Genomic DNA, 26191 nt, shown 5'->3' on the forward strand with positions numbered 1-26191 from the left:
GAAGCTATCATTTAATTAATTATAAAATGAAAACATGACAATAAAAAGAGATTATCTAAATTTTTAAATAAGTTACAGGGGTGGATGTTCATGAAAACCATGGAGGATGTGAAGGATATACAGAAACAAAACGTCAGGGATTATGTACAGCAAGTATACCATAGAGTAGAGAAACGAAATGAGTATGAACCGGAATTTTTGCAGGCCGTTAAAGAAGTATTTGATTCGTTGCTGCCTGTGCTTGTGAAAAATCCAACATACATTAATAAGGGAATCCTGGAAAGAATAGTTGAACCTGAGCGTTTCGTGTTCTTTCGTGTCCCGTGGCTGGATGACAAGGGAAATGTAAGAGTGAATCGGGGCTTTCGGGTTCAGTTTAATAGTGCTCTTGGACCATACAAAGGCGGTTTACGGTTCCATCCTTCCGTCAATACGAGTATTATCAAATTCTTAGGCTTTGAACAGATTTTCAAAAATGCATTAACAGGGCAGCCCATTGGTGGAGGAAAAGGTGGATCTGATTTTGATCCAAAAGGGAAATCTGACGATGAAATTATGAGGTTCTGTCAAAGCTTTATGATAGAGTTAAGTAAACATATAGGACCAGATATCGACGTACCTGCCGGGGATATAGGTGTTGGTGCCCGGGAGATTGGCTACATGTTCGGTCAGTATAAGAGAATGCGCGGAGCCTTTGAAGCAGGTGTTCTCACTGGAAAAGGTCTGGATTATGGAGGAAGTCTCGGACGCACAGAAGCAACCGGTTACGGTACGGTTTATTTTGTAGAAGAAATGCTGAAGGATAAAGGGTACGAGTTCGAGGGAAGCACAGTAGTTGTGTCCGGTTCCGGAAATGTATCCATCTACGCCATGGAAAAGGCAATGGAGTTTGGTGCGAAAGTCGTTGCCTGCAGTGACTCCAGTGGCTATATTTATGATCAGAACGGAATAAACCTTGACACCATTAAGCAGTTAAAAGAAGTTGAAAACAAACGAATTTATGAATATAAAAATGAACATCCGGATGCCGTGTTTGTAGAGGGATGTTCAGGTATATGGTCCATCCCTTGTGATATTGCTCTGCCATGTGCTACTCAAAATGAACTAGACCGGGAATCTGCGGAGCTGTTAATTTCCAACGGAGTTAAGGCAGTTGGAGAAGGAGCAAATATGCCGTCAACCCAAGACGCTATTGATTTATTTATTGATAACGACGTCTTATTTGCTCCTGCAAAGGCAGCGAATGCCGGTGGAGTATCTGTGTCTGCGCTTGAAATGGCACAAAACAGCACGAGAATCATGTGGACCAGGGAAGACGTGGATAGCAAACTTCATGAAATAATGAAAAATATTTACCAGGATAGCATCCAGGCGGCAGAAGAGTACGGCGACCCCGGCAACCTGGTAAAGGGCGCAAATATTGCTGGCTTTATAAAGGTGGCCGATGCCATGGTCAGCCAGGGTGTGGTTTAAAAGAGATTGATAAGCGTTTCGATGAAGCATTAGGTCAGATTACGACCTAATGCTTTTTAATCATTTGCTGCTGGTTTCCATTACGTGCCACTTTTTACTTGAATGAGTGTGAACGTTAAGTTTTTTAGCGAAGGTTTCTGCGCTAGATTGGTCAAGAAAGATTTTGTAGGACGGACTGGTTGTATCTTTAAGGATTTCTGTTTTTCCATTTATTTCTCTTGCAATGACGTACATAATGGATCAACCCCTTATTTATAAGTCAACTCCATATTTTCCTAATATTATATCGTAAGGTCGAAGTTTTTGGATTACAGTTTGGTTAAGATTTTGTTTCAGATTATTGCTATATGTTAAAAACATATATGAAACCCGCTCAGATAAATTTTCGAGCGGGTTTGTTCATTCTTTATTTAAGAAAATCTGGTTCAAGGAAGGCTGGATTTGGGTATTTGTAGAAGCCTTCTCCTGTTTCCACACCAAGCTTTCCTTTATCAAGATATTCTTCTTTCAGGAATTTTGCGAGCTTTTCATACATAGGATCGCCGGTTTTATTGGCTTTGTCCTTTACAACATTATAGGCAGTAGTAATTCCAACAATATCTAATATTGCAAAGGGTCCATTTGGTGCACCAGTGGCTATCATCCATGTTTTATCGATGGTTTCCACATCAGCTACATCGTTCACAAGCAGTTTTTCGGCGGCATCCAATAATGGTACAAGCAGAGAGTTTAAAATATAGCCTGGTTGCTCTTTATGTAATGGCAGGGCTACCATGCCAATGGATTTGGCAAATTCGATCACATCTTTAAATACACCTTCATCCGTACCAGGATGCTTCATAACCTCAGCCGTATTATTTTTCCATATCTCATTAGCAAAATGAAGCGCCAGAAACTTCTCAGGACGACCGGTTGCTTCGGCGAACTGGCTCGGCAGTAGTGTGGAAGAGTTCGTCGCAAAAATCGTTTTTTCCGGTGCGGCTTTTCCTAACTTATTGTAGAATTCTGTTTTAATTTCAATAACCTCAGGCACTGCTTCAATGACAAAATCGGCATTTTCCACCGCCTTTTCCAGGTCTGAATGAAAAGATATACGGCTATAAGCTTGATTCACTTCTTGCTCAGTAGCCTTTAAATCTTTTTGATAACGGGTCTTTAGCTTTTCAATTCTTTCTTTTGCTTTTTCAACAGCTTCCTGATTCATGTCGTAAACGGATACATGAAATCCTTTAAATGCTGTCTGATAGGCAATTTGGCTCCCTAATACGCCGCTGCCTGCGACTGTGACGTTTTGATAGTTCACGTAAATTCCCCCTGTTGTATATTTTTTCTTGGACTGTTTATTTGTGATGGAAGTTTCACTTTATGTCAGTCAATATTCATTATATATGTATTCTGAGAAAACAGGAAGGAAAATGTTTTTAATATAGTAAAAGCTCAGGGTTAGTGGCGGCAGAAACTAAAAAAATTGCATAAAAGAAAAGCTGAGGCGTAAATCCTGAGTGGATTTTTACCTCAGCTTTCTATTAATAAATTCCCGGGAACCATCCAGGCGTATTTGTGATAATATTCCATAAAGGATCAGGTACGACTAATTCTTCCTGATGATTTTTATTGAGTTCAGTTATAATTTCTTCTTCTTTCCCCTCTGAAATTTTTTGAACCCAGTCAGGATCAATAATCAGTTCACGGCCAAGCGCAAGAAGGGGGACGCCAGTCTGAAGAGCCTGTATAGCATCGTCTGCAGAGTAGATGGATCCTACTCCAATGAGAGGGACACGGTGATTGATGACTTCCAATAAGTATGCAATTCGTGACTTATTATGGTCCTCTACTCCTCGTCTTGGTTCGGACCGGAAATCCGTTAGCGACACATGTAAATAATCCAATCCCTGATCTGACAGCTTATCAACGAAGGCCAGTGTATCATCCATCGTAATTCCATGTGTTTCCGGCTCCTCAGGAGAAAAACGATACCCTGTAATAAAGGAAGAGTCAGCGTGTTCATGAACTACCCGTTTCACTTCCTGGATAACCTCTAAAGGAAAAGTCATTCGCTTTTCAAGGGATCCACCAAAGCGATCTTCCCGACGATTGGAATGAGGGGAGAAGAATTGCTGCAGTAAATAACCATTTGCTCCATGGATTTCAACACCGTCAAAACCAGCTTCTATGGCACGACGAGTGGTTTCACCGAACGCTTTTATAATTTCCTCCACTTCTGATTCCTTTAACGCACGTGGAATTGGATGATCATCCCCTTCTGCAGGAATGTCACTGGCACTCACCACATCTTTGTTGGGGACCAGATAGGTAGGACACATTCTGCCGCCATGGAAAATCTGAAGAACAGGTTTAGCTCCTTGCTCCTTAATTCCATTTGCGAGCTTTCGGAGACTTGGAATCATTTCATCACTGTCGGCACCGAATTCACCAGGAAATCCTTTTCCGTTTGGTGTAACATATGTACAAGCTGTAACCACCATGCTTACACCACTGGAACGCCGTGCATAGTAATTCACTTCAGCATCGGTAACGGTTCCATCTGAATTTGATGAAAAATTGGTCATAGGGGCCATAATGATTCGGTTTTTCAACTCAGAACCATTGGGGAGTGTGTATGTGTCAAACAGTTTTTCATATTTTGGATTCATATAGACGTTCCTCCTTAAATAAGTTACGAAAGATATCTTAAATGAAGAAAACAGGGAATGTACATTATTTTGCTTTACAAATCGGGAATTACTACAAAAGTCCCGTAAATCTTGTTAATATTCAGACATGGGTTTAAAATAGGTAAAACTTTAACTACCCTACAGAATGTTAAGTCATGCCCAATGAATCACATGCGGATATTGAAGTGGTGAGCGGTACAGAAGTGAGAGTTTGACAGTCTGAGCATAGGAAAAAGGTTGGTCAGTATGCATAAAATAAATCTGAAAAAATTAATCGTGCTCATCTTCCTGCTATTTTTTCTTTTCCTTTGTTTTACCGGCTACAGTATCTGGAGTTTTAGCAGGAAGGATCAAACAGCCCCTGCCGATGCAGCTATTGTGCTGGGGGCTGCGGCATGGGGAGAGAAACCATCACCGGTTCTGCAGGGAAGAATAGACCACGCCATTTCCCTTTATGAGCAGGAATATGTAAATAAAATTATATTTACAGGCGGTCAAGCTGAAGGGGCTTCCTATGCAGAATCAGAAGTAGCGAGAGACTATGCAGTTCCCCATGGCATCCCGGAGAAGGATATTTTAATTGAAACACAATCTGAAATAACTGAGGACAATCTGATTTATGCGGCAAAAATTGCTCAGGAAAATGGTTTGGAAAGCTTCCTGATTGTGAGTGATCCTCTGCATATGAAAAGAGCAATGCTAATGGCGGAGCAAACGGGGCTTGACGCTAACTCTTCGCCAGCAGAGAACTCAGCGTACGAGACACTTGAGAGTAAAATCCCCTTCTTTTTCAGAGAATTATTTTTTTATTCCGGATATATTGTAAGTTTACCGTTCAGGCATATTTTATCACGCATTAACTGGCCGTAATACCCCACTTCAAGTCTTGAGGGTAACCCAACATGGCTAAGTGGGGATAAACGGCCAGTAAATTCCTAATAAGTTCAACTAACCATCAGTGGGGCATGGAGTAACCCCCCACTGATGGAAGTTTCACTTTATAAACAATAGAGATTGGACAGGGGGGATTCAATGAATAGAGTTCTTGCGCTTGCAGGATCTGTTATCTTTTTTGCCATAGCCTTTTCCATTTATTCTTATGTTCCTGAGTCCCAGCGTGAGCCTAATGTATATTACTTTGGATTTTTTGAGACATTTGTCTTTGTGATGATTTATTCGGGTCCTGTTTATTTGATCGCAGGTTTACCGGTATCACTTCTAATTGATCAGCTGTTGAAGAAAATAAAGGGAAGATTGCCCTATTTGCCGCGCATGACGATGTATTCTATCGCTGGGATTATAATTGGTTTTTTATTCCATATATGGATGACAAAAAATCATATCGGTTCACTATCGCTTGTTATCCGCCCACTAATATACGGGTTTACCGCTGCGAATATCTTTCTTCATTTATTATTGTTGATTTCGTGGTATAGAAAATAAGGATATTCTTAGAAGGTAAATAATAATTAGGCTGCTGCGCGTTCATATAATGGTTGCTGATGTTCATCGTGGGTATTAGACCTAGTGGAAATGGGATGAAAAGTAAAACGCAAATGAAGAGGTATGCAAATTCATCAACCGAATTCGCATACCTCTTTTAATTGGAGTACTTTCTCATATGATTATGAATGAGTGAATGACCCTTCAAAGATTGATTCTTTTATTGGACGTCGATCAGATGGCTGCTCACGATCCTGTAAATCTGCAGGCAGCGTGCTTTTATCTCCCTGATATCCAATGGCTAGAAGTGCCTGGATGTCATATTCATCAGGGATATTTAATACTTCTCTGGCTTTATCTTTATGAAAACCGCCCATTGGATGGGTAATAAGTCCTTTTCGGGCTGCCTCTAAAGCGAGGAATCCCCATGCTGCACCTGCATCAAATGCGTGTGAACCATCCTGTTTATCTGAGATGATGACGGTGAGGACAGGTGCTGTTTTACACCATTTTAAATTCCCCTCCATAATAAAGGAATGAAATTTATCCCGATCTTCCTGATTACGAGCAACGATAAAGCGCCACGGCTGCATATTCATAGCAGATGGAGCCCAGCGAGCAGCCTCAAACAGACTCATTAACACTTCTTCAGGCACTTCTTTCTCTAAAAAGGAACGAGGAGACCACCGATCTAAGTAGATAGGATCAATATCGTAATCGGCCTTCCGTTGATACTTCATATCTGTAGTACTCATCACTTAACCTCCTGCTTACAATAATTCCAGTAATAGTATAGGGAATATATGCTTCGGTTTCAAAGTTTCTGTTTCGGGACTGTCCCGCTGTACGTTAAAGCGTTAACTCTTTAATGCTTTAATGCTTTAAATCGGAGCGGGACAGTCCCTGAGAAAATTCCAATACATTCCCGTTGACATTTTTGGTGAAAACTATTAGTATACATAAAGTGACTTTTGAGTCAGATAGTTTGACTGCCTGGTCTGGAGGGGTTTGATGCTTAAAAAAAATGAGCTCATGAATCGGGCCATTCAGCTGTTTTCCGAAAAGGGATTTTATCAGACATCTGTACAGGAAATTGCTGAAGCAACCGGAATTTCAAAGGGTGCATTTTACAAGTATTTTGATACGAAAGAAAGCTTACTGATTGAGATACTAAAGCTGCAGTATGAAAACATGATAAAGCAAGCATCCTCTATGAGTCAGCTTGAAGGAATGACCAGGAGAGAAGCCTTTATTGAAAATATGAGTCATGAATTAGAGCAGTGGATCAATAATCGGGATTTTTTCACAGTATTATTCAAAAACTTCCCTCCAAATGAAAACAAACAAGTGTCTGAAATTATGAGTAAGCTGAAATCATCGCTGGTGAACCTGCACCGGGAGACGTTAATAGACACTTATGGAGAAAAAATAGAGCCATTTATAACGGATATCGTTATTATTTTTGAAGGGATTTTGAAGGAATATATCATAACCGTGATTTTAAGGGAAAAATCTGTTGATGTATACCAGTTGGCTTCTTTTATTGCGACAGTTATGGATTCAATTGTTAACTCTCTTCCTTATACAGAACCGGTGTTAACAGATTATCTGAATCCGGCTAATCCAAAGGAACGTATTTTGGACTGTTTAGACATGATTGAAGATAAATTGAATAATACTAACAACATCACAACAGATAAGGAAAAACTTTTAAAGGCAGTTCAAAGGTTAAGAAAAGAAATGAAAACAACAGAGCCACAGCAATTTTTATTAGAAGCACTTATCTCCTATTTAAATAATGAAGAAATCCTCAAAAAAGAGGTTGATGTACTGGACCGCCTGTATAAAAGGCTGGTTCAGGATGAATAAAATATAATTGGCACGGTCAGTTTAATTGACCCACGTTTGTACGAAACACATTAGATTGAGGTTGGAAAGAAGGGTAATAACTTATGAGTGAACAGGAACATACAGAACAAACAGAAAAAGACTATAATAAATGGGTCATTATGATTGTGTTGCTTTCAGGAGCCTTTGTAGCTATCCTGAACCAAACGTTATTGGCAACAGCTTTACCAAAGATAGCTGCTGATCTGGAACTTCCTTATAGTGTTGCTCAGTGGCTGCAGTCCATCTTTATGCTGGTTAATGGGATCATGATTCCTATAACAGCTTTTTTAATTGGTCATTTCACAACAAGGAGATTATTTATTTCGGCGCTTGGATCGTTTGCCATTGGTACGATAATTTGTTCGATTGCACCGAACTTTACAATCCTTATGGTAGGCCGTATCTTTCAGGCTGCAGCAGCAGGTATTATTATGCCGCTTATGCAAACCATTCTGTTCCTGACTTTTCCACGTAACAAGCGGGGAACAGCGATGGGGATGTTTGGTTTAGTTATTGCGTTTGCGCCTGCAATTGGACCAACTCTTTCAGGATGGATGGTTGAACATTTTCCATGGAGAAGTTTATTTTATTTAATCTTACCTATCATCCTGATTGACATTTTAATTGCTTACTTTGTTCTAAAAAACGTGACAAAGCGAACTTTTCCAAAACTGGATCCATTATCAATTGTCTTATCTACATTTGGTTTTGGAGGCTTGCTTTACGGATTCAGTGTGGCTGGTGGAGAAGAAGGCTGGGCAAATATGAATGTCTACATCTCCCTGGCTGTCGGAGCAATTACTTTAACCTGGTTTATTTTAAGACAGTTAAAACTGGAAGAGCCTATTCTTGAATTCAGAGTCTTTCAGTATAAAATTTTCACATTGACAACTGTTTTGGGTATGGTTGTCTTTCTTGCCATGATAGGTTCCATGGTTGTCTTACCGCTATTGATGCAGGATATGCTAGGATTTACGGCCTTTGAATCAGGGCTGGCACTCTTGCCGGGGGCTGCCACGATGGGGTTAATGAACCCTGTTACAGGTAGGCTGTTCGATAAATTCGGTGCCAAATGGCTATCCATTGTCGGCTTAACCATCTTAGTTATTACGACATTTATGTTTGCAACCATGACTACAGAAACGACATTTGCCTATATTGCCGGATTAAATGCGGTAAGAATGCTTGGAATTGCAATGGTCATGATGCCGGTAACAACTGCAGGCTTAAATGAATTGCCTCTGGACATCATTTCGCATGGTACAGCGATGAACAACACCATGCGACAGGCTGCAGGTGCAATGGGAACCGCACTCATGGTAACGGTTATGTCGAATACCACCATTGAATCCCAGGGAGTACAGGGGGCGATACACGGGGTTAACATGACCTTTATCGTAGCCGGTGTATTTGCTCTCATTGGGCTTATCCTAACCTTCTTTATAAAACACAGACGACCAGAAGAAGAATAATGGGGACTGTCCCGCTCTCCGCTAACGCGCTAACGCGTTAAAGCGGTGCGGGACAGTCCCTATTTCTTTATAATCCCCCATTTCCATTCGGCGCAATTTCCTTTATAGTTATAGACAAGTTTATTCAACGACAAGGGGGATTTGGAGATGGTCCTTGAACTTAAAGGGGTTTCGTTAAAACGTAATGGCAAGTGGATTCTTGAGGACATAAACTGGAGTATTGAAGCAGGTGAACACTGGGTATTATATGGATTGAACGGAGCCGGAAAAACAGCTTTATTGAACTTGTTAAACGCTTACTATTTTCCAACAACGGGAAGGATGAAGGTTCTCGGCAAGGAGTTTGGAACGGATCCACTTGCTGAGCATTTACGTACAAGAATAGGATTTGTATCTTCCTCTCTTCAGCAGAAGTTTTATCCGGGAGATAACGCTTTTGAGGTTGTACTAAGTGGCTCTTTTGCGTCTATTGGTCTTTATGAAACACCCACAGATGAGATGAGACAGAAGGCCATTTCCCTTTTAAAGGAAATGGGATGTCTGGATTATGCCAATCAGACCTATCATACCCTGTCCCAGGGGGAACGACAGCGTGTTTTAATTGCCAGAGCATTAATGGCTGATCCTGAACTTTTGATTTTGGATGAACCAACGAGTGGTCTGGATTTCATAGCAAGAGAGCAGCTATTAGAAGTGATTGAAAACCTAGTTGACAAACAGAATGGTCCAGCTATTATATACGTAACCCATCGATCGGATGAAGTTTTGCCTGTATTTTATAAAACCCTGCTGCTGAAAAAGGGGAGAGTTTTTTCTTCAGGGTATACAACAGACTTGTTCAAGGACGAGGGTTTATCCGATTTTTTCGAGATTCCTGTGCATGTTCATTGGCATGAAGGTCGGCCTGTCCTTTCCAAAAAAGAAAATATAACATCCCGACATTAAGGAGAGAGGTATATTGAGGCGTATAGGAATTATAGGTTCAAGCGGCTCTGGAAAATCAACATTGGCAAGGAATCTCGGGGAAATTTTGCATATTGATGTGTACCACCTTGACCAATTATTCTGGAAGCCGGGCTGGGTATTAGCGACTCTCGATGAACAGAAACAAATTCAGCATGAGTTAACGAGTCAGGAAAATTGGATCATAGATGGAACGTATTCAAGCACGATGGATATTCGTCTGAAACAGGCGGACACGATCATTTTCTTAGATTTGCCGAGACTGCTATGTGTGTATCGGGTCGTAAAACGGCGAATTCAATATCGAAACCAGACACGTCCGGACATGGGAGAAGACTGTGAGGAAAAACTAGACTGGGCGTTTTTAAGCTACGTTTGGAATTTTCCCAAAACCAAAAAGCCGAGGATTCAAAACTATTTACAGAATAGGAAAGCGAATCAAGACGTTATCGTTCTATCCTCACTAAGAGAGATCAGAATTTTTTTGGAAAAAATCAGAAAGACTGTGCAGAACCGATGAAAACAGTGGTTATCTAAGGTGATGAAAACAGAGAGCACCGTCTTTAAACTCATCACCACCCCCATTTTAATTTGACATTATTTTATATTACGTTATCATTAAGATTGTTAAGAAAAAATTTAATTTATTGAATAGGGTTAACGGAGGTTATTTATATTGGATACACCCCAGGACAAGAGGGTAAATGAAACTCGAAAATACTGAGGGTGTGTGATTCAATCTATATCAGGAAAATGGACTTGTTCCGATCGTCAGGAAGAGTTAAGAGCTTTTATCAGAGAAACCAATGATACAGGAAAAATTAGACAAGGGGAGTTTTCATTACATGTTTTTTAAAAAACGTATTCTGTTTATCACAGCAATCATTTTTGCAATGCTATTAAGTGCTTGTGGAGAAGGAACGACTGAAGAATCTTCATCAAATGCTAAAGAAAAGAGCAGTTCAGACAAGCCTGCCATTGAAATGGGACAAATCAACTGGGCAGAAAATGTTGCCGTAACGAATATGTGGAAAGCTATTCTGGAAGATAAAGGATATGACGTGAATTTTAATTTAGTAGACATGGGTGCACAAATGTCTGCGTTATCAGCCGGGGAACTGGATGTGAACTTGGAAATCTGGTTACCTGTTCAGGACGCTAAGTATTTAGAGGAATATCAGGATGAAGTGAATTTCTCTGAAGAAACCTGGTATGATAAGGCGAAAGTCGGACTGGTTGTACCAAGCTATATGGAAGATGTCAATAGCATTAAGGATTTAAACAATCATAAAAAAGCCCTTGAAGGTGAAATTACCGGATTTGATCCTGGTGCAGGTACAATGATGGTAACCAAGGATGTTATTAAAGAATATAACCTCGATTATGAGCTGATGCCAAGCTCTGAACCAGCGATGTTAACGGCACTAAATGAAGCTGTTGAGAAAAAAGAGCCTATTGTTGTTCCATTATGGAGCCCGCACAGTATCTTTTCTCAGCTGGATCTGAAATATTTAGAAGATTCTAAGAAGGTCTATGGTGGCGTGGAAAAAATCCATCATGCAACCCGTCAAGGCTTTGCAGAGGATTACCCTAAAGTAAGCAAATGGCTGAAAAACTGGAAGATGGATGACCAGGCCATTGGAGAATTAATGACAGCTGTCAAAGAAGCTAAAGAGCAAGGGAAAGAGCCTATAGACGGTGCAGAAAAATGGGTGAATGAAAACCAGGACTTAATTAATGAATGGATCAAGTAATCAACCAGAAAAACTGCACCGGGAATCATCCTGGTAACCCTATTTAAAAAAAACAGAAAGTCCCGTGGTCTATCAATAACGGGGTGACACATTCATCGATTTCGTGTTCACAGATATGGCCACGGGACTGTATTTAACCATCCCGTTCATCTACTTAGAAAACGAATCCCTCCATTACATTCATCAACGAAAACGAGACGTATTTAATTAAAATATCTTCTTTTGCTTTGACAAACATGGAAATCCATGTTAAATTAATTTTGTTCTAAACATTAAATTTTTTCTTAACAAATTTAATTAATTGAATCTAACTCATTGCATTGTTATATTGTAACAATATGGGTGGAAGTCTGATAAAATCGCGTGTCCTGCTGTTAGCCCTCCATGAGAATGCCCTATTCAGCAAAGGAAGAGACTTACAGCATGTCATGCAGTTTAAAAGGAGGGAATGAGATGGAAACAAAATTACAATTCATTGGTGGTGAATGGGTACCAGCTCTCTCTAAAGAAACAAGAGAAATCATTAACCCATTTAACCAGGAAGTGATAGCCGTTGCTGCTGAAGGTAATGAAAAGGATGCAAAGGAAGCAATTAAAGCAGCACGTAAAGCTTTTGACCAGGGAGATTGGTCCAACACTTCAGCATCCGATCGTGGCGAAATTGTAATGAACATCGCAAATCTCATTAAAAGAGACAGAGAAGAACTGGCAAGACTGGAATCCCTTGATACAGGAAAAACCGTCGAAGAAAGTCGTGGCGATATGGACGATATTGCCGGCGTTTTCCGTTACTTTGCAGAAATTGCGGATAAAGATGGTGGTGAACTGATCGATTCCCCGCTCCCAAATTCAAATAGTAAAGTAGTAAAAGAGCCAGTAGGAGTCTGCGGACAGATTACACCATGGAATTATCCATTATTACAGGCATCCTGGAAGTTGGCGCCAGCACTGGCCGCAGGTAACACGCTCGTTATGAAGCCAAGTGAAATTACCCCGCTTACAACCGTAAAAGTATTTGAACTAATGGATGAAGCCGGAGTACCAAAAGGAGTAGCTAACCTAGTGCTCGGAGCTGGTGCTACTGTAGGTGCTGAGCTGTCATCAAATACAGATGTAGATCTCATCTCCTTTACAGGTGGAATCGAAACCGGTAAGAATATCATGAAGGCAGCAAGCGTAAATGTGAAAAAACTGGCGCTTGAGCTGGGTGGCAAAAATCCAAATGTCATTTTTGCTGATGCCGATTTCGAAACGGCTGTTGACCAGGCTCTAAATGGAGTGTTCTTCCACGCAGGTCAAATCTGCTCGGCTGGCACAAGGATTATCGTTGAAGATAAAATTCATGATCAATTTGTAGATGCCCTTGTAAAACGAGTCGCCAATATTCGTCTGGGCAGCGGGTTTGATGAAAACACTCAAATGGGTCCTTTAATTTCCAAGGAACATCTAAGTAAAGTTATGGATTATGTGGAAAAGGGTAAAAAGGAAGGAGCCACAGTTGCTGTTGGTGGAAAACAACCGGAAGATCCGGAGCTGCAAGACGGATTTTTCTACTTACCAACCGTTCTTACCGACTGCACCACCGATATGAGTGTTGTCCAGAATGAAGGATTTGGTCCTGTTATTACCATAGAAAAATTCTCGAGTGAAGAAGAAGCAATTCAACTCGCAAATGATTCCATTTATGGTTTAGCAGGTGGTGTCTGGACATCTGATATTGCCAAGGCCGAACGATGCGTAGCAAAAATGCGCATGGGCACCGTATGGATTAATGACTTTAACTTATACTTCCCACACGCACCATGGGGCGGCTTCAAACAATCAGGCATCGGCCGCGAATTAGGAAAGCCCGGATTAGATGAATACCAGGAAACTAAACATATTTTCCATAACCTCAAACCAGAGCCAATGAACTGGTTTTAGATGATTTATGGAAATAGATTAGATAAAGCCTATCAGACACATTAGCTGTGTTTGATAGGCTTTTTTATGAGAATGGGGGGGATGATGGGTGATTTATGTGGGGATTGATGATGAATCAGCCGAGAGCGGAGTAGTTTCGGCAGATTCAAGAGGGAATTGCAGGTGAATCGGCCGAGAGAGGTGTGGTCACGGCAGATTCAAGTGGCAATTGAAAGTGAATCGGCGGAGAGAAAGCACATCCCGGCTGATCCAAGTAAATGTCGTGAATTTCTATAACTCCCTTAATCTATTAAAAACTAAATATCCAAAGAAAACCATCTGCCATGCCCCTCTGTTTCTCCAATCATTTGCCGATTCTTTTCACCATTTAAAACATAGTCCAAATGAAGATAGTGGTCTTGAATATTATTATATAGGTGAAAAATGTCGCGCTCTTCACCAATCTTTGAAATCACATTCAGTAGTTTTTCCTTTGATTCATATGAAAATTGGTTTGCAACGTGTGTATGGAAAACGCCAATAACAGTATCATTTGGAATTCTTTTCATGATTTCAGGCAGTAAATCCACACCATCTCCTTCAATAAGTTCTAAATGATTCTTATTGACAACTTGAGATGCAGCTTCAAAAAGTTTTCTTCGTTCTTCATGCTCCGGCCAGATGAGTGCTTTCAGCCATAGCTTATCTTCATCATTTGATAGTCTGTTGATATGTAAATCTACACCAATCCGTTTTACAACGGGCGGACTACTGGACAGTAAAAAGGGGATGGCTCCTCTGACTTTGGAATCAATATGAACTTCAGCCTGTGGATTTCCATATACCTGGGTCGTTCCATATGAATAGCTATATTGATCCCACAACAATTGAATTCCGGCACTCGTCCCAATTTCAATAAAGGCTAAGGGCTTTTTTGTTTTTTCATACATATAGCAAAAGCATGGGTATAAATAGGCGCATCGTCTCACTTCATTGGTCTGTACGTTTTTGTTTTGAAGAATTGACTTGATTTCCTTGCTGTGTTTCAAACAGAAATCCTTAAAATGAGTAAAACTTTGGGTGATGTCATCTTTGGGGTGGTCCGCTATGCTAGCATAAAAGTTTCTAAGTGGGTGTTTCTGTCCCTTAAATAATAGATATTGAACAGCGGCGAAAAGTAAATTTGGTATTGGCTGGCCATTCTTTGCATGAGTACATAATTCGAGAATTTGTTCATCATCAGCAATTTTCAAAGATAACTTTTCATATAATTCAGATGAACCGTGACATTGTTCAGCAAAATTCATAAATCTTGCGGCTATGGAAGAATCCAAAATTATACACCACCTTTAAAATAATATGAACTATAACTGCTGTAAATTGAGTTCTTTGTTAATTTTTCTCACCATACACTCAGCAAACTTTTTTAACAAATTAGGATCAAAATCCTCACCTGAGTTTTGTCCTGTATATTGATTTAAAGCCTTAGAAATTAACTGGTCATAGGGAGTTGACACAAGAGAAATCGCCCATTCACCTCCTTCTTTTTTGGAAGCAATGGCATTCTCTTTTAAATAGTAGAGGGTGCGGCAAAGATTTAATGAATAATAAACTGGATCTTCTGTTATTTTCATAGAAACTTTGTCAATATCCTGTAATAGGGAATGGGTGAAATGTCTCTTTTCGACTTTAGGTATTTCAGAAATACTCGCTCCATAGAGAGTTATTCCTCTATGTTTGGTGACAACAAGGTGTGCCGCTAAATCCGGGTCCAGCTCATTTTCGGATAAATAATCCGGATTTTCCTGATATAACGGTTTGTGGAGTTTTGAATAATGCAGCTCAAAAGGTGTCGGGTACTTAAAATCCTGAAGATGATTGTGTGCGATAATGCTCATTTCAACTTTAATTTCCGGATAGGTTTTCTCCAGTTGCAGTATTTCCTGGATAAGTTTCTTTTTCTTATTTTGCGAAATCTTTTCATGTATGACTATAAGGATGTCGATATCACTTTTTCCTGGCTGATAACAGCCCATAGCCAAAGAACCGTGTAAGTATATACCTATAAGATTGGTTTGCAAATGAGTTTGATAGATTTGAATGAACTGGTTTAAAAAGGATTGAACATACATGTGTATTTCCTCCCCCCCTTATCATTTTCATTAAGGTGCTATTACTCTGTCACTTCCCGTTGATTCATGGAACCTTTAAAAAGATACCGAATCCCTTTACCTGCCAAAGGTTCGTCCTTGTACCTCGGAATCACATGAAAATGGGCATGAAAAATATGCTGTCCACCCACTTCGCCACAGTTCTACCCCAGGTTATATCCTTGAGGCTGGTGATTTCGATCCAGATAATCCTTCACGTCCTGAAGAAGATCATACGTCGCCATCCATTCTTCCTTCGTTAAATCAAAAACGGTTTCACGATGTTGCCTCGGGACAATTAACCCTGCACCTTCCAGTTGACATCCTTTCGTTTGCACATCTTCCAACTGTACAAACATACAATACTCATTACTCATAATGACCCGCTGCTTAGGCTCCAGCTCAGGATAACAAAAAACACACATTGAAAATCCTCCTTTGGGACTGTCCCCACATGCTTTAAAGCGATAAAGCGTGTGGGGACTTTTCTCGAATATAATAATAGTCTAATATAAAGCTATGTGAATGAAAAATAGAAAGCGAATGTAATCCAGGAGGTTGAAAGTTCTAGCTATTAAAAGGGAGGTATCCTTATGATCTATGAGTTTAAACAAATGACACAGGAGCAGGCAGAACAAATCGCTTACAACTGGCATTATGAAGGGATTTATTCCTTTTACGATATTGAAGCAGATAAGGAGGATATGGAAGAATTTCTGGATTCTGAACAGCGGGGCCAATCCATGTTTGCGGTAACTGGAAATAATGAATTAACAGGCTTCTTCAGTATTAACCAGGTAAACAACGATACCATTGATATTGGATTGGGATTGCGCCCCGATATTACTGGCAAAGGTTATGGTTTAACATTCCTGAAAGAAGGGCTAAGCTTTGCAGAAAAGAATTATAATCCTGGAATGATTACTCTATCGGTCGCCACCTTCAATCAGCGTGCAATTAAAGTGTATAAAAGGGCAGGTTTTACAGAGGCTGGAACATTTATTCAGAATACGAATGGTGGACAGTATGAATTTCTCAGGATGGTATATAAGTGTTAGAATTTTTGTCCATTAATCATTGCTCTCCTTCAGCCGCATAATAAAACGAGTTAGCCAGTATGCAATCAGTACAATCCCCATATCGATAAGAAATACATAAAATTGATTCATCCCTTTATTAAAGGATATAAGGCCCATATATTTCTCCAGCGTTGCAAAGCCAAAAGCAAATATGGCACTGGCAATAGCTATGTACAAATAATAATTTTTATTATGGTTAACACAATATTGATATACGAGCATAAAACCCACAGGTAGAACGGCGGCATTCAGACTTAAAGCAAAAGGCAACAATGGAAGTAGAAAATAATGATGAACAAAGTGAGAGGTAGATCCTAAAATGGTATCCGTATAACCCCATAGCATATGAACCGTAAACCCAAAAAACAGGATTTCAAAAATTCGTGTGCGATCGATGGATAAGAATAAGATGATTAAAGGTACCACCAGCATGGCTGCAACAAACCAGAATTGCCACGTATCAAAATAAGAATATTGCTTCCAATATTCAATAAGAGTGGAATTTAATTTTTCATCTGTTTCATATATAAGAGTCCAATATTCCTGAAATTTCATGTTTGATATCCTCCAGATTATATATCCTAATCTTATTTTTCTTAATAATCCCTTATTTATTCAGTGAAATCATCCTGACAGACATTTTTCTTATGACATAGCTATCATGCACACTACAAAAGGTGCAGCATGATTTATTTTTATTAGGTTAGGATAATATGCAGATAGAAACTCAGAGGCACAAGTCATGAAACCAACAGGAGTCTTATGTTACTCTACAGGAGATAATGAAGTTGCATAACAAAGGAGAGAAATACATGGCTAATCTGAACATTCCATTGTCTGTTTTAAACCTTGCCCCAATTCGACAAGGGAAGGATGAAAAGGGAGCCATCGATGATATGGTTGACCTTGCTCAGGCAACAGAAAGCATGGGTTATAGACGTTATTGGATCGCCGAGCATCATAATACAAAAACCCTTGTAAGCTCAGCAACCACGCTTTTAATGAAACATACATTAGAAAATACAAACAATATCCGGGTTGGATCTGGTGGGGTCATGCTACCGAATCACTCACCATTGGTTGTCGCTGAACAATTTGGAACGATGGAAACCATTTATCCGAACCGTCTTGATTTAGGTCTGGGACGCGCCCCTGGGACAGATATGCTTACGGCGAGTGCCCTTAGACGTTCACAGAGTGATACCGTTAACTCCTTTCCCAAGGATGTGCAATCCCTGCTTACATACTTTGGTCCGGAAGAAAATCAGGGTTTTGTTAAAGCCCATTTAGCGATTGGCACAAACATTCCAATATATATTTTAGGATCATCACCGGACTCTGCGGTGTTAGCGGCAAGATTGGGGCTTCCGTATGTATTTGCTGCCCATTTTGCTCCAAGATATTTAGAGGATGCCATTAGTATATACCGGGACCAGTTCGAGCCATCGGAATACCTGGATCAACCGTATATGATGGTTTGCCTGAATGTGATTGCCGCTGAAACAGACGAGGAAGCTAAATTGGAATCGACAACGATGGAACAGTTTTTCCTCAATGTTGTCCGGGGCTCACAAAACTTTTTAAGTCCGCCGGTTAAAAATATGGATGATCTGTGGAGTCCACAGGAAAAAGCCGCCGCTTCGTCCATGTCGAGTGTCACTCTTTTAGGAAGCAAGGATTCCATCAGAGACCAGTTAACCAGCTTTCAGGAAAAGTATGATGTTGATGAGCTGATGGTTGTTTCCTACATTTATGATACGGATAAACAAAAACGGTCCTACGAAATTTTAAAAGAGGTAGTAGATGAGAGCTGAACATGAGCTTGTCATGATAAAAGATCGGCATAAATGTCGATCTTTTTTTCGTTGAATAAGATGCCTGATTTGGTGATTTTTATTTAAAAATTCAAAAAATGCATAGTCAACCTCCAATATTTATGTTAACTTATATCAATAAAAGGTTAACAATTAGGAGGCGTTTTTATATGGAGAATGTTAATCCGAAACTAAGAGCCGTTGTGATTTGTGGTTTGTTCGCAGCTATTACCGCTATTTTAGCTCAGGTAGAGGTACCTTTACCTATCGTTCCCATAAGTGGACAAACCTTAGCTGTAGGATTGACGGCAACGATAATTGGAAGTAAGTTTGGTGCTGTTGCGATGATTTGTTATGCTTTATTAGGAGGCATTGGGCTGCCTGTCTTCGCGGGATTTAAAGGGGGAGCGCAAGTGTTAATCGGTCCAACAGGTGGATATATTTTTGGTTTTATTCTAACCGCTTATGTCACAGGATTAATTCTGGAAAAAACAACATTTAATTTATGGATGGCCATGATCGCGAATACAGTGGGAATGATGATTACTCTTTTGTTTGGCACCATTCAATTAAAAATTGTGCTGGACATGACATGGAATCAGGCGCTTGCAGCAGGGGTATATCCTTTTATTGCCGTCGGACTTATTAAAGCATTTCTGGCAAGCTGGCTTGGGATTACCGTCAGAAAACGTTTAGTTCAGGCTAGTTTAATCCATCAAGTTGATCATAGAGCAGCATGAAAGTAGGAGGGATTTAATTGGGCAACTGTAAATGGAGGAGAATCGCTGGATTAATCGGTTCTTTCTTACTCTTCATCTTTGGTACATATCAATTGGTACTGGATGGACCATCATTCATACCTATTTTATTTGCTATCAGTGGATTGGCAGGGTTTCTAGGAGGACTGCCTGGACCTGAGAGGCGCAGTTAGACCATACCCTGTGTCGAGAAGGTCCAGAACTTCCTGAACGAGCACTGGAGTGGGATCAACACTAAACGTTAACAGAGCCTGAAAATAGGATCTTTTAATATGAAGGTTGAATAAAGACATTATTCAGCCTTTTTTATAGTCCAGGAAATTATAAAATAAGCGATTTGTGGATAAGAAAAACAGGTAAGGCCACGTCCGCCTTTGTTCTTTGTAACCTATAATCAAGTATGTAAATATTGAATATAATATACTTATTACAATGTTCAACTTAAAAAGAAAGGGATGTTTGTTATCGACTTTATCATATTTTTCTTATTCGCAGTTTTTGGATGGATCGCATTAATGGGACTAAGTCATACAGAGAAAAAATGGCTGGGTGGATTTGGCGGATTTTTAGCTATTGTGTTTATCGTTGTTAGTCAAATCATTAAGTTTCAAACAGACTATTTTACGGAAAGCAGTTTTGGAAATGCAGAACCCGTTGGCCAATGGGTGGTTCCCGGTTTTATCGTTTTAGGCATTTATCTTCTTGGGTTGATTAATTATCGACTGATTAAAGCCGCAGTAAAAGCAAAATCGTGGCAACGTTGGGGTCTTGTTGTGCTGGATATTGTTGTTACAATCATCTATCTATGGGCCGGAAGTGTTACATTGTTTTTTGTGGGATTTAGCTATTTTCCATTTGCACCTTAATTTTTTGCAAAAGTAATTAGAAAATTATGTTAATATTGTGGCTGATATGCTTCTATATGTGTTTACCATCATGTCATACTTGAAATGCTTATGGCTGGTGTGCACTTTATATATAAAAAATAATATTATAAATGAACAGTCTATACCTTATTGGATGGTTAATCGTTCCCTTATCTGTACATACTTTAACTGCACTAAAAATGGAAAATGAGGGTCCAAATTGAAAACCATCAGAAATTGGGCGAAAAAACTAAAGCAAAGAATTATGGTTCTATACTTTTCCTGTAAGGATCAAAGAATCCCCTGGTATGCAAAGCTTTTTACAGCATGTGTAGTTGGCTTTGCTTTCAGTCCAATAGATTTAATCCCAGACTTTATTCCGATACTTGGCTTATTGGATGATCTCATTTTAGTCCCATTGGGAATAAAAGCAGCTATAGGGATGATCCCTGAACAAGTCCTTCAGGATAGCGAGGCAAAGGTAAAAGCAATGCAGGGAAGTACTAAACCTAAACCCGGAAATTGGGTTGCAGGTCTTATTGTTATATTGATATGGCTATTAATTCTTAATTGGATTATTTTGGAGTTATTTGTTAGTTAAAAAGAGGATTAGAAGGGAGAGGATGTATATTTGAAACAATTGAAGATTATAAATTACAGCTGTTCATATGCGCAGAGATTTACTGGAAAGCTTTACTTAGACTGCTGGGCAGGTAATCAAAAACTAAGAGTCTATTATCCTGCTCAAGGACTTACATATTTAGGGTATTTTCCTGAAAAGGATTATTCTATCAGTGTGTTTACTTCCACAGATTGTAAGAAATTAGATGGAGGTGACAATGGTGGGGATTGATTTTCATAACGATAGGAATCGTTTTAAATACGCCTTCCGTCATGTGGATTCTTTATGGATGGATTTAGTCAAAAGTCTAGTTCCAATCGAGAATACTTCAAGTGCCGCCGATATTGGCTGTGGAGGGGGAATCTATACTAAGGCACTTTTGAAGCTCGGAGTGAACTCTGTAACGGGTGTGGATTTTTCTCTCGCTATGATTGAAGGGGCAAAAGAAGCTTCCAAAGGTTATCAAAATTTATCCTTTCAGCATGGGAGTGCGTACGAATCGGGGTTGAAGAGAAATGCCTATGATTTGGTTTTGGAGCGGGCCCTTATTCATCATATAAAGGATCTTTATTCCTGTTTTCAGGAAGCCTATCAACTCTTGAATAATGGGGGGAATTTAATTGTACAGGACCGGACACCTGAAGACTGCTTACTACCTGGCAGTCAGGATCATGTTAGGGGATATTTCTTTGATTGCTATCTAAAATTAAAAGATATTGAATTAAAGCGCAGATATACAAGTACATTTGTCACAGAAAATCTTAAAAGGGCAGGCTTTAAAGAAATCGAAGAAGTGACATTATGGGAGACGAGAAGAGTCTATGAAACCAAACATGAATTATTAAATGACATTAAAAATCGAACAGGACGAAGTATTTTGTTTGAATTAGAAAATGATGAATTAAAGTCCCTAATCGACTATATGGATAAGTCATTGCCTATGAATAAAAAAATTACAGAAAAAGACCGTTGGACCATTTGGAAAGCCGTTAAATAAGAAAATGGTTCTTGTGAGGAGCACGAGAAAAATAGGAATGAGTCTCATATGGGGCCATCCAGATTAATCCCCAAATCTCGAATCATCAATATGAATCTCATTAAATATATAAATTTATCGGAATATTTGTTAAAATATATGGAAAATGATGTTAAAATAATTTTGTGTATGATTATAACTATACCGAATCAGTGAACAACTATTTGATTTTCAACCGTATGGAATAGATTATGGTATAAAATTCCGGACTTTTCGGAGCTGATCAAGTGAAGAAGCAATCAAATCTAATCTTTAGAAATCAAACATTTTTCCGGCTTTGGATGGCACAGAGCGGAAGTAGTCTGGGTGACTGGTTTAATCACGTGGCTTTAGCGGCGACCACACTTCGTTTAACTCAATCACCAACAGCAATGGGACTTGTACTGATATGTCGGGACCTTCCCCAGGTAACGTTATCTTTTTTGGCTGGTCCTTTCGTAGACCGATTTTCTAAGCGAATGATCATGTACATATCTGATTTCATACGTGCTGTTGTTGCTGTAATGTTTATCTGGGCAGCTTTAGAACAGCAGATGTGGGCCTTTTATCTGGGTTCAGTCCTTATGGGAGTCGCAAGTAGTGTCTTCGGACCTGCTAGAAACGCGGCGATTCCAGCTGTTGTTGCTGAGAAGGATATCACAGCTGCAAATTCGTTAACTGTTGCTACATCTGGAGTACTTTCCGTTGTGGGGGCTGCATTTGGGGGTCTGGTTTCAGCTGTTCAGCCAGCACTTGCTTTTGCCGTTAATGCACTTAGCTATATTTGGTCGGCTGGATGGGTTTTGGCAACAAAATGGAAGGAAGGAATAAAAAAGAATAATCAAGGATCATCACCTTCTTATTTTAGAGAATTGAGTGAGGGCTTTGGTATTTTAAAAGAAAATCGTTTAATCATGGCTCTGATTTGTACAAGTGTAGCCTTCGCAATTATGTCAGGCCCTTACTTTGTCATGATTCCTGTATTGGGTGATCTTACATATAATCTTGGAGGAATTGGGATAGGATTGCTATATGTTGCGGATGGGTTGGCATTTATTCTATCTGCAATGTTTGTGGGACGGGTTGTAGGAAGTCAGGTGAAGTCTGCCCACAGATGGTATGGCTGGGGATTTTTCATTCAGGCTGTATTTTTTGTTGCCTTCGCTTTTTCGACAAATGTCTGGACGGGAATGATTTTTATCTTTTTATCCCAATTAGGAGCGGGTATTTTATTGACATTAGGGACCACTATTTTGCAGATGACGGTTTCATCTGAAGTACTTGGAAGGATCTTTGCAATTGATCACACGGTGGATTCAGGTATAAAGCAGCTTTCTTTACTCATTTCAGGTCCCGCTATCTCCTTACTCGGTTCGCCTGTTGTTGGAATTATTGTGGGGCTGATTGGCAGTCTTGCAGGTGTCGCATGGTGGTATGTGAGCTATCGGGAAAGAAGGAATGTTGCATATCGATAAACTCACAGGAAATGGCTGGCGGGTGATTTCAAAAGAAGAATTAGAAAAGATGTAAGAATGGATATTGTTACAGGTTATGAAGATACAAATTCTATGAATCTAGTCATTTGTTAAAGGTGATACATATGAAAACATTCCCTGAAAATATTAAGTTTTGCTATCCTTGGCGCAGCTACCAGGCAGAGGTGCTTGAGCATTTAGACCATCACCTGGAAAATAAGCACCTTCATCTGGTTGCCCCGCCTGGTTCCGGGAAAACGGTTCTGGGCTTGGAGGTCATGCTTCGCTTAAATAAACCTACCTTCATTGTGGCACCAACCATTGCGATTCGAAATCAATGGGTGGATCGATTTACGGAGCTGTTTTTACAAGCAGACGAACAACCAGACTGGATGACCACAGATATTAAAAATCCCCAATTTATTACAGTGACTACTTATCAGGGTTTACACAGCCTATTTAAAGAAGACAACGAGAAAGAAGAAGAGCAAGACCATATTGATGATGAAGAAGCAGAAGAAGAGCCTGCACTGGAGCTTACCGAAAAAGAAAAAGCACAGCAACGCCTGTTTGAACAAAACTATCAAACCTTAGTTTTGGATGAAGCTCATCATTTACGTACCAGCTGGTGGAAAACGGCAATGGCCTTCCGTGACGAACTTAACGATCCATCCATTGTGGCTTTAACGGCGACACCTCCCTATGACGTGGGCCAGTCAGAATGGGATAAATATATTCAGTTATGTGGTCCTATTGATGAGGAAATTGAAGTGGCAGCTTTAGTTAAAGAGGGTGACTTGTGCCCGCATCAGGATTACTTATGGATGTCCATGCCGGCGAAAAAGGAACGGGAGCCTATCGAAACCTTCCATGAAGAAGCGGAAAATCTCCGAGAAAGCCTGCTGCATAACCAGTCCTTCCGGGAGCTTATTGAAACCCACCCATGGATGCAGTCCGGGGAATATGTAGAGGAGAAACTCAGCCATTATCGTTATTTTATCAGTATGATGGTGTATTTAAAGGAAGTCGGAAGTGATGCCTGGGAGCTTCCGTTTCAGCTTATTGACGAAAAAGCTAAGCATTTACCTTCGTTTGACTTAGAATGGGCAGAGGAATTATTGACTTCCATGCTGTACCGGGATGAGCTGGTCAATGAAAAAGAGGAGCCCTTGAAAGGGATTAAAAAACAGCTGTCCGGAATGAAGGCTTTAGAGCATCGTAAGGTTAAGCTGCGAGCCACCCGTAAAATGGAGAGAACATTATTGCACAGCACATCTAAGCTGGATAGCATTAATCAGATTGTTTCCTTGGAAAAACAGGCACAGGGGGATGACCTCCGATTAGTGGTGCTCGCTGATTATATTTATGCCGGTGACTTGCCTAAGAATCCGGATGAGGAGCAGCCGTTAATCCGGCTTGGCGTTGTGCCTGTTTTTGAAAACATACGTAGAGAGCTGGGGAACCGGTGCAAGCTTGGTGTTTTAACAGGCTCCGTCGTGATTGTACCCAAAAAGGTCGTTTCTCTATTACAGGAACAGGACTTACAATTTCAAACGGAGCCCCTGGTACATGCTGATCAATATGTAAAAGTCGAGGTACAGGGGGCATCCAGACAACATATGGTAAGCGCAATTACCGAAATTTTTTCGAGTGGAGGAATTGATGTTCTGGTAGGAACAACTGCACTGCTTGGGGAAGGGTGGGATGCACCAAGTGTGAACACGCTTGTTCTGGCCTCCTATGTGGGGACCTTTATGCTGACGAATCAGATGCGAGGCCGTGCCATCCGGACAGAACGAGGGAATGACGAGAAGGCAGCTAACATCTGGCATTTAGTTTGTATGGATCCATATGGTCCGGATGGTGGTTATGATTTTAAATCGCTTAGACGTCGCTTTCGTTCCTTAACGGGTCTGGATGAGGAACTTCCGTTAATTGTCACTGGACTTGAGCGCTTAAGGCTTCCGGACACGACATTTAACCAGAATCAAATCTCGCTCATTAATCATGAAATGAGCAAACGGGCAACGAATCGTAAGCGTCTGTTTGACCGTTGGGAAGAGGCTGTACAAAAAGGAGAGAAAAAACGGGAGGAATTTCAAACCGATACATCCTATGTGCCGAAGCCGTTTGTGTTTAGAAATACAGTGAAATCATTACTCATTATAAGCGCATTTGTATTTTTTAATATGGCTCGTGCAATTGGAGAATACGGATACTATCGGGATGCCTGGGAGCTGGTCGTTCCATTATTTATTGGACTGGGCCTGGGAGCCATTTTTTCTGCTCCGTTTTTATGGAAAGCAATGAAAATTTTCATCTTTAATCCGTCGATTGAGTCAAGTATGAAGCAGGTGGGAAAGGCTGTCTATCACACCCTTTATGATATCGGGCGAATCCAGACCTCTCCCGCTCACAATAAAATAAATGCGGAAAAAAATGAATGGGGAGAAATTGTCTGTTATCTGGAGAAAGGCACGACCCATGAACAGAAATTGTTTTTGCAAAGTGTTCAGGAGCTTGTTGATCCGATTGATAATCCCCGCTACATCATCCACCGAACATCAGGAAAAAGGTTTTGGATTCGGCATGATTATCATGCGGTACCGGAAGAAATAGGCCGGAAAAAGGAATATGCACAAAAACTGTTAGAACAGTGGAAAAAACGAATCGGGGAAGCGGAACTGATTTATACACGTACACCAGAAGGAAGAAAAATACTATTAAAAGCCCGGATGCGTGCGATGTCAGGGCAGTTTGTGAAGCGGTCGGAGCGAAAAAGTGTGTGGAGATAAAGGCTTAGATTTTAATCTCTTTAAGGAAAAAAGAATACATGGGGT

Annotated in this window: 25 protein-coding genes and 1 pseudogene; 19 read left to right on the top strand and 7 right to left on the bottom strand. The window is 40.2% G+C overall.

The window, feature by feature from the left end:
• Nucleotides 1–90: 90 nt before the first annotated feature.
• The gene (gene gdhA, locus ACZ5OK_RS05525; protein ID WP_343839971.1) at nucleotides 91–1473 is read left to right on the top strand and encodes an NADP-specific glutamate dehydrogenase; all 1383 of its coding nucleotides are present in this window, start codon (nucleotides 91–93) and stop codon (nucleotides 1471–1473) included.
• A 406-nt stretch (nucleotides 1474–1879) separates the two neighbouring features.
• Here the strand turns inward: gdhA and ACZ5OK_RS05530 are convergent, their stop codons facing one another.
• Entirely contained in the window at nucleotides 1880–2824 is a 945-nt protein-coding gene (locus tag ACZ5OK_RS05530; RefSeq protein ID WP_343840325.1) for a 3-hydroxyacyl-CoA dehydrogenase, read from the bottom strand.
• Nucleotides 2825–2999: 175 nt separating this feature from the next.
• The gene (locus ACZ5OK_RS05535; RefSeq protein ID WP_343839973.1) at nucleotides 3000–4127 is read right to left on the bottom strand and encodes an NADH-dependent flavin oxidoreductase; all 1128 of its coding nucleotides are present in this window, start codon (nucleotides 4125–4127) and stop codon (nucleotides 3000–3002) included.
• Between the two features lie 267 nt (nucleotides 4128–4394).
• Here ACZ5OK_RS05535 and ACZ5OK_RS05540 point away from each other — a divergent pair, with 267 nt between their 5' ends.
• Nucleotides 4395–5018 (top strand): YdcF family protein, encoded by a 624-nt coding sequence (locus tag ACZ5OK_RS05540; protein WP_343839975.1) that lies wholly within the window; start codon nucleotides 4395–4397, stop codon nucleotides 5016–5018.
• Between the two features lie 162 nt (nucleotides 5019–5180).
• Nucleotides 5181–5591: a hypothetical protein gene (locus ACZ5OK_RS05545; protein WP_343839976.1), complete on the top strand. Its 411-nt coding sequence runs from the start codon at nucleotides 5181–5183 to the stop codon at nucleotides 5589–5591.
• A 182-nt stretch (nucleotides 5592–5773) separates the two neighbouring features.
• On the opposite strand, the gene ACZ5OK_RS05550 is transcribed toward ACZ5OK_RS05545, so the two are convergent.
• Nucleotides 5774–6346: a nitroreductase family protein gene (locus ACZ5OK_RS05550; protein ID WP_343839977.1), complete on the bottom strand. Its 573-nt coding sequence runs from the start codon at nucleotides 6344–6346 to the stop codon at nucleotides 5774–5776.
• A 256-nt stretch (nucleotides 6347–6602) separates the two neighbouring features.
• Here ACZ5OK_RS05550 and ACZ5OK_RS05555 point away from each other — a divergent pair, with 256 nt between their 5' ends.
• The 6 genes from ACZ5OK_RS05555 to betB all read left to right on the top strand — a co-directional run bounded on the left by ACZ5OK_RS05555 (nucleotide 6603) and on the right by betB (nucleotide 13593).
• Entirely contained in the window at nucleotides 6603–7460 is an 858-nt protein-coding gene (locus tag ACZ5OK_RS05555) for a TetR/AcrR family transcriptional regulator (protein ID WP_343839978.1), read from the top strand.
• Between the two features lie 83 nt (nucleotides 7461–7543).
• Nucleotides 7544–8953, top strand: coding sequence for an MDR family MFS transporter (locus ACZ5OK_RS05560; protein ID WP_343839980.1), 1410 nt, complete (start codon nucleotides 7544–7546; stop codon nucleotides 8951–8953).
• 147 nt (nucleotides 8954–9100) lie between these two features.
• Complete coding sequence (locus ACZ5OK_RS05565; RefSeq protein ID WP_343839981.1) at nucleotides 9101–9898, top strand: ABC transporter ATP-binding protein; 798 nt, start codon at nucleotides 9101–9103, stop codon at nucleotides 9896–9898.
• 13 nt (nucleotides 9899–9911) lie between these two features.
• Nucleotides 9912–10436 (top strand): DNA topology modulation protein, encoded by a 525-nt coding sequence (locus ACZ5OK_RS05570; protein WP_343839983.1) that lies wholly within the window; start codon nucleotides 9912–9914, stop codon nucleotides 10434–10436.
• A 325-nt stretch (nucleotides 10437–10761) separates the two neighbouring features.
• Nucleotides 10762–11670, top strand: a complete 909-nt coding sequence (locus ACZ5OK_RS05575) for a glycine betaine ABC transporter substrate-binding protein (RefSeq protein WP_343839987.1) — start codon at nucleotides 10762–10764, stop codon at nucleotides 11668–11670.
• A gap of 453 nt (nucleotides 11671–12123) precedes the next feature.
• Nucleotides 12124–13593: a betaine-aldehyde dehydrogenase gene (gene betB, locus ACZ5OK_RS05580; protein ID WP_343839989.1), complete on the top strand. Its 1470-nt coding sequence runs from the start codon at nucleotides 12124–12126 to the stop codon at nucleotides 13591–13593.
• 296 nt (nucleotides 13594–13889) lie between these two features.
• Here betB and ACZ5OK_RS05585 read toward each other — a convergent pair whose 3' ends face one another.
• From ACZ5OK_RS05585 to ACZ5OK_RS05595, 3 genes and pseudogenes are all read right to left on the bottom strand, one after another.
• Nucleotides 13890–14912: a DUF2332 domain-containing protein gene (locus tag ACZ5OK_RS05585; protein ID WP_425542211.1), complete on the bottom strand. Its 1023-nt coding sequence runs from the start codon at nucleotides 14910–14912 to the stop codon at nucleotides 13890–13892.
• A 24-nt stretch (nucleotides 14913–14936) separates the two neighbouring features.
• Entirely contained in the window at nucleotides 14937–15704 is a 768-nt protein-coding gene (locus ACZ5OK_RS05590) for an aminoglycoside adenylyltransferase domain-containing protein (protein ID WP_343839991.1), read from the bottom strand.
• 41 nt (nucleotides 15705–15745) lie between these two features.
• Nucleotides 15746–16147: pseudogene (locus ACZ5OK_RS05595) on the bottom strand (HIT family protein).
• Nucleotides 16148–16315: 168 nt separating this feature from the next.
• On the opposite strand from ACZ5OK_RS05595, the gene ACZ5OK_RS05600 reads away from it, so the two are divergent.
• Nucleotides 16316–16780, top strand: a complete 465-nt coding sequence (locus ACZ5OK_RS05600) for a GNAT family N-acetyltransferase (RefSeq protein ID WP_343839993.1) — start codon at nucleotides 16316–16318, stop codon at nucleotides 16778–16780.
• 12 nt (nucleotides 16781–16792) lie between these two features.
• Here the strand turns inward: ACZ5OK_RS05600 and ACZ5OK_RS05605 are convergent, their stop codons facing one another.
• On the bottom strand, nucleotides 16793–17356 hold the full coding sequence (locus ACZ5OK_RS05605) for a hypothetical protein (RefSeq protein ID WP_343839995.1): 564 nt from the start codon (nucleotides 17354–17356) through the stop codon (nucleotides 16793–16795).
• A 257-nt stretch (nucleotides 17357–17613) separates the two neighbouring features.
• Here ACZ5OK_RS05605 and ACZ5OK_RS05610 point away from each other — a divergent pair, with 257 nt between their 5' ends.
• From ACZ5OK_RS05610 to ACZ5OK_RS05650, 9 genes are all read left to right on the top strand, one after another.
• Nucleotides 17614–18615: an LLM class flavin-dependent oxidoreductase gene (locus tag ACZ5OK_RS05610; protein WP_343839998.1), complete on the top strand. Its 1002-nt coding sequence runs from the start codon at nucleotides 17614–17616 to the stop codon at nucleotides 18613–18615.
• Between the two features lie 170 nt (nucleotides 18616–18785).
• On the top strand, nucleotides 18786–19355 hold the full coding sequence (locus ACZ5OK_RS05615) for a biotin transporter BioY (RefSeq protein ID WP_343840000.1): 570 nt from the start codon (nucleotides 18786–18788) through the stop codon (nucleotides 19353–19355).
• A 17-nt stretch (nucleotides 19356–19372) separates the two neighbouring features.
• Nucleotides 19373–19546 (top strand): hypothetical protein, encoded by a 174-nt coding sequence (locus ACZ5OK_RS05620; protein WP_343840001.1) that lies wholly within the window; start codon nucleotides 19373–19375, stop codon nucleotides 19544–19546.
• Between the two features lie 342 nt (nucleotides 19547–19888).
• Nucleotides 19889–20239, top strand: coding sequence for a hypothetical protein (locus ACZ5OK_RS05625; RefSeq protein WP_464758563.1), 351 nt, complete (start codon nucleotides 19889–19891; stop codon nucleotides 20237–20239).
• A 220-nt stretch (nucleotides 20240–20459) separates the two neighbouring features.
• The gene (locus tag ACZ5OK_RS05630; protein WP_343840005.1) at nucleotides 20460–20840 is read left to right on the top strand and encodes a YkvA family protein; all 381 of its coding nucleotides are present in this window, start codon (nucleotides 20460–20462) and stop codon (nucleotides 20838–20840) included.
• 30 nt (nucleotides 20841–20870) lie between these two features.
• Nucleotides 20871–21092: a hypothetical protein gene (locus tag ACZ5OK_RS05635; RefSeq protein WP_343840007.1), complete on the top strand. Its 222-nt coding sequence runs from the start codon at nucleotides 20871–20873 to the stop codon at nucleotides 21090–21092.
• Nucleotides 21082–21858, top strand: a complete 777-nt coding sequence (locus ACZ5OK_RS05640) for a class I SAM-dependent methyltransferase (RefSeq protein ID WP_343840009.1) — start codon at nucleotides 21082–21084, stop codon at nucleotides 21856–21858. Before ACZ5OK_RS05635 ends, ACZ5OK_RS05640 begins: the two co-directional genes overlap by 11 nt.
• A 266-nt stretch (nucleotides 21859–22124) precedes the next feature.
• Nucleotides 22125–23351, top strand: coding sequence for an MFS transporter (locus tag ACZ5OK_RS05645; protein WP_343840011.1), 1227 nt, complete (start codon nucleotides 22125–22127; stop codon nucleotides 23349–23351).
• 125 nt (nucleotides 23352–23476) lie between these two features.
• On the top strand, nucleotides 23477–26146 hold the full coding sequence (locus ACZ5OK_RS05650) for a DEAD/DEAH box helicase family protein (protein ID WP_343840013.1): 2670 nt from the start codon (nucleotides 23477–23479) through the stop codon (nucleotides 26144–26146).
• Nucleotides 26147–26191 lie beyond the last annotated feature (45 nt).

This window comes from Salinibacillus aidingensis, assembly GCF_055393355.1.

Bases quoted from the DNA above. Each gene is read 5' to 3' on its own strand.
- gdhA (WP_343839971.1), top strand. From the start codon at position 91: ATGAAAACCATGGAGGATGTGAAGGATATACAGAAACAAAACGTCAGG.
- ACZ5OK_RS05535 (WP_343839973.1), bottom strand. From the start codon at position 4,127: ATGAATCCAAAATATGAAAAACTGTTTGACACATACACACTCCCCAAT.
- ACZ5OK_RS05540 (WP_343839975.1), top strand. From the start codon at position 4,395: ATGCATAAAATAAATCTGAAAAAATTAATCGTGCTCATCTTCCTGCTA.
- ACZ5OK_RS05545 (WP_343839976.1), top strand. From the start codon at position 5,181: ATGAATAGAGTTCTTGCGCTTGCAGGATCTGTTATCTTTTTTGCCATA.
- ACZ5OK_RS05550 (WP_343839977.1), bottom strand. From the start codon at position 6,346: ATGAGTACTACAGATATGAAGTATCAACGGAAGGCCGATTACGATATT.
- ACZ5OK_RS05555 (WP_343839978.1), top strand. From the start codon at position 6,603: ATGCTTAAAAAAAATGAGCTCATGAATCGGGCCATTCAGCTGTTTTCC.
- ACZ5OK_RS05560 (WP_343839980.1), top strand. From the start codon at position 7,544: ATGAGTGAACAGGAACATACAGAACAAACAGAAAAAGACTATAATAAA.
- ACZ5OK_RS05565 (WP_343839981.1), top strand. From the start codon at position 9,101: ATGGTCCTTGAACTTAAAGGGGTTTCGTTAAAACGTAATGGCAAGTGG.
- ACZ5OK_RS05575 (WP_343839987.1), top strand. From the start codon at position 10,762: ATGTTTTTTAAAAAACGTATTCTGTTTATCACAGCAATCATTTTTGCA.
- betB (WP_343839989.1), top strand. From the start codon at position 12,124: ATGGAAACAAAATTACAATTCATTGGTGGTGAATGGGTACCAGCTCTC.
- ACZ5OK_RS05590 (WP_343839991.1), bottom strand. From the start codon at position 15,704: ATGTATGTTCAATCCTTTTTAAACCAGTTCATTCAAATCTATCAAACT.
- ACZ5OK_RS05600 (WP_343839993.1), top strand. From the start codon at position 16,316: ATGATCTATGAGTTTAAACAAATGACACAGGAGCAGGCAGAACAAATC.
- ACZ5OK_RS05605 (WP_343839995.1), bottom strand. From the start codon at position 17,356: ATGAAATTTCAGGAATATTGGACTCTTATATATGAAACAGATGAAAAA.
- ACZ5OK_RS05610 (WP_343839998.1), top strand. From the start codon at position 17,614: ATGGCTAATCTGAACATTCCATTGTCTGTTTTAAACCTTGCCCCAATT.
- ACZ5OK_RS05615 (WP_343840000.1), top strand. From the start codon at position 18,786: ATGGAGAATGTTAATCCGAAACTAAGAGCCGTTGTGATTTGTGGTTTG.
- ACZ5OK_RS05625 (WP_464758563.1), top strand. From the start codon at position 19,889: ATGGGACTAAGTCATACAGAGAAAAAATGGCTGGGTGGATTTGGCGGA.
- ACZ5OK_RS05650 (WP_343840013.1), top strand. From the start codon at position 23,477: ATGAAAACATTCCCTGAAAATATTAAGTTTTGCTATCCTTGGCGCAGC.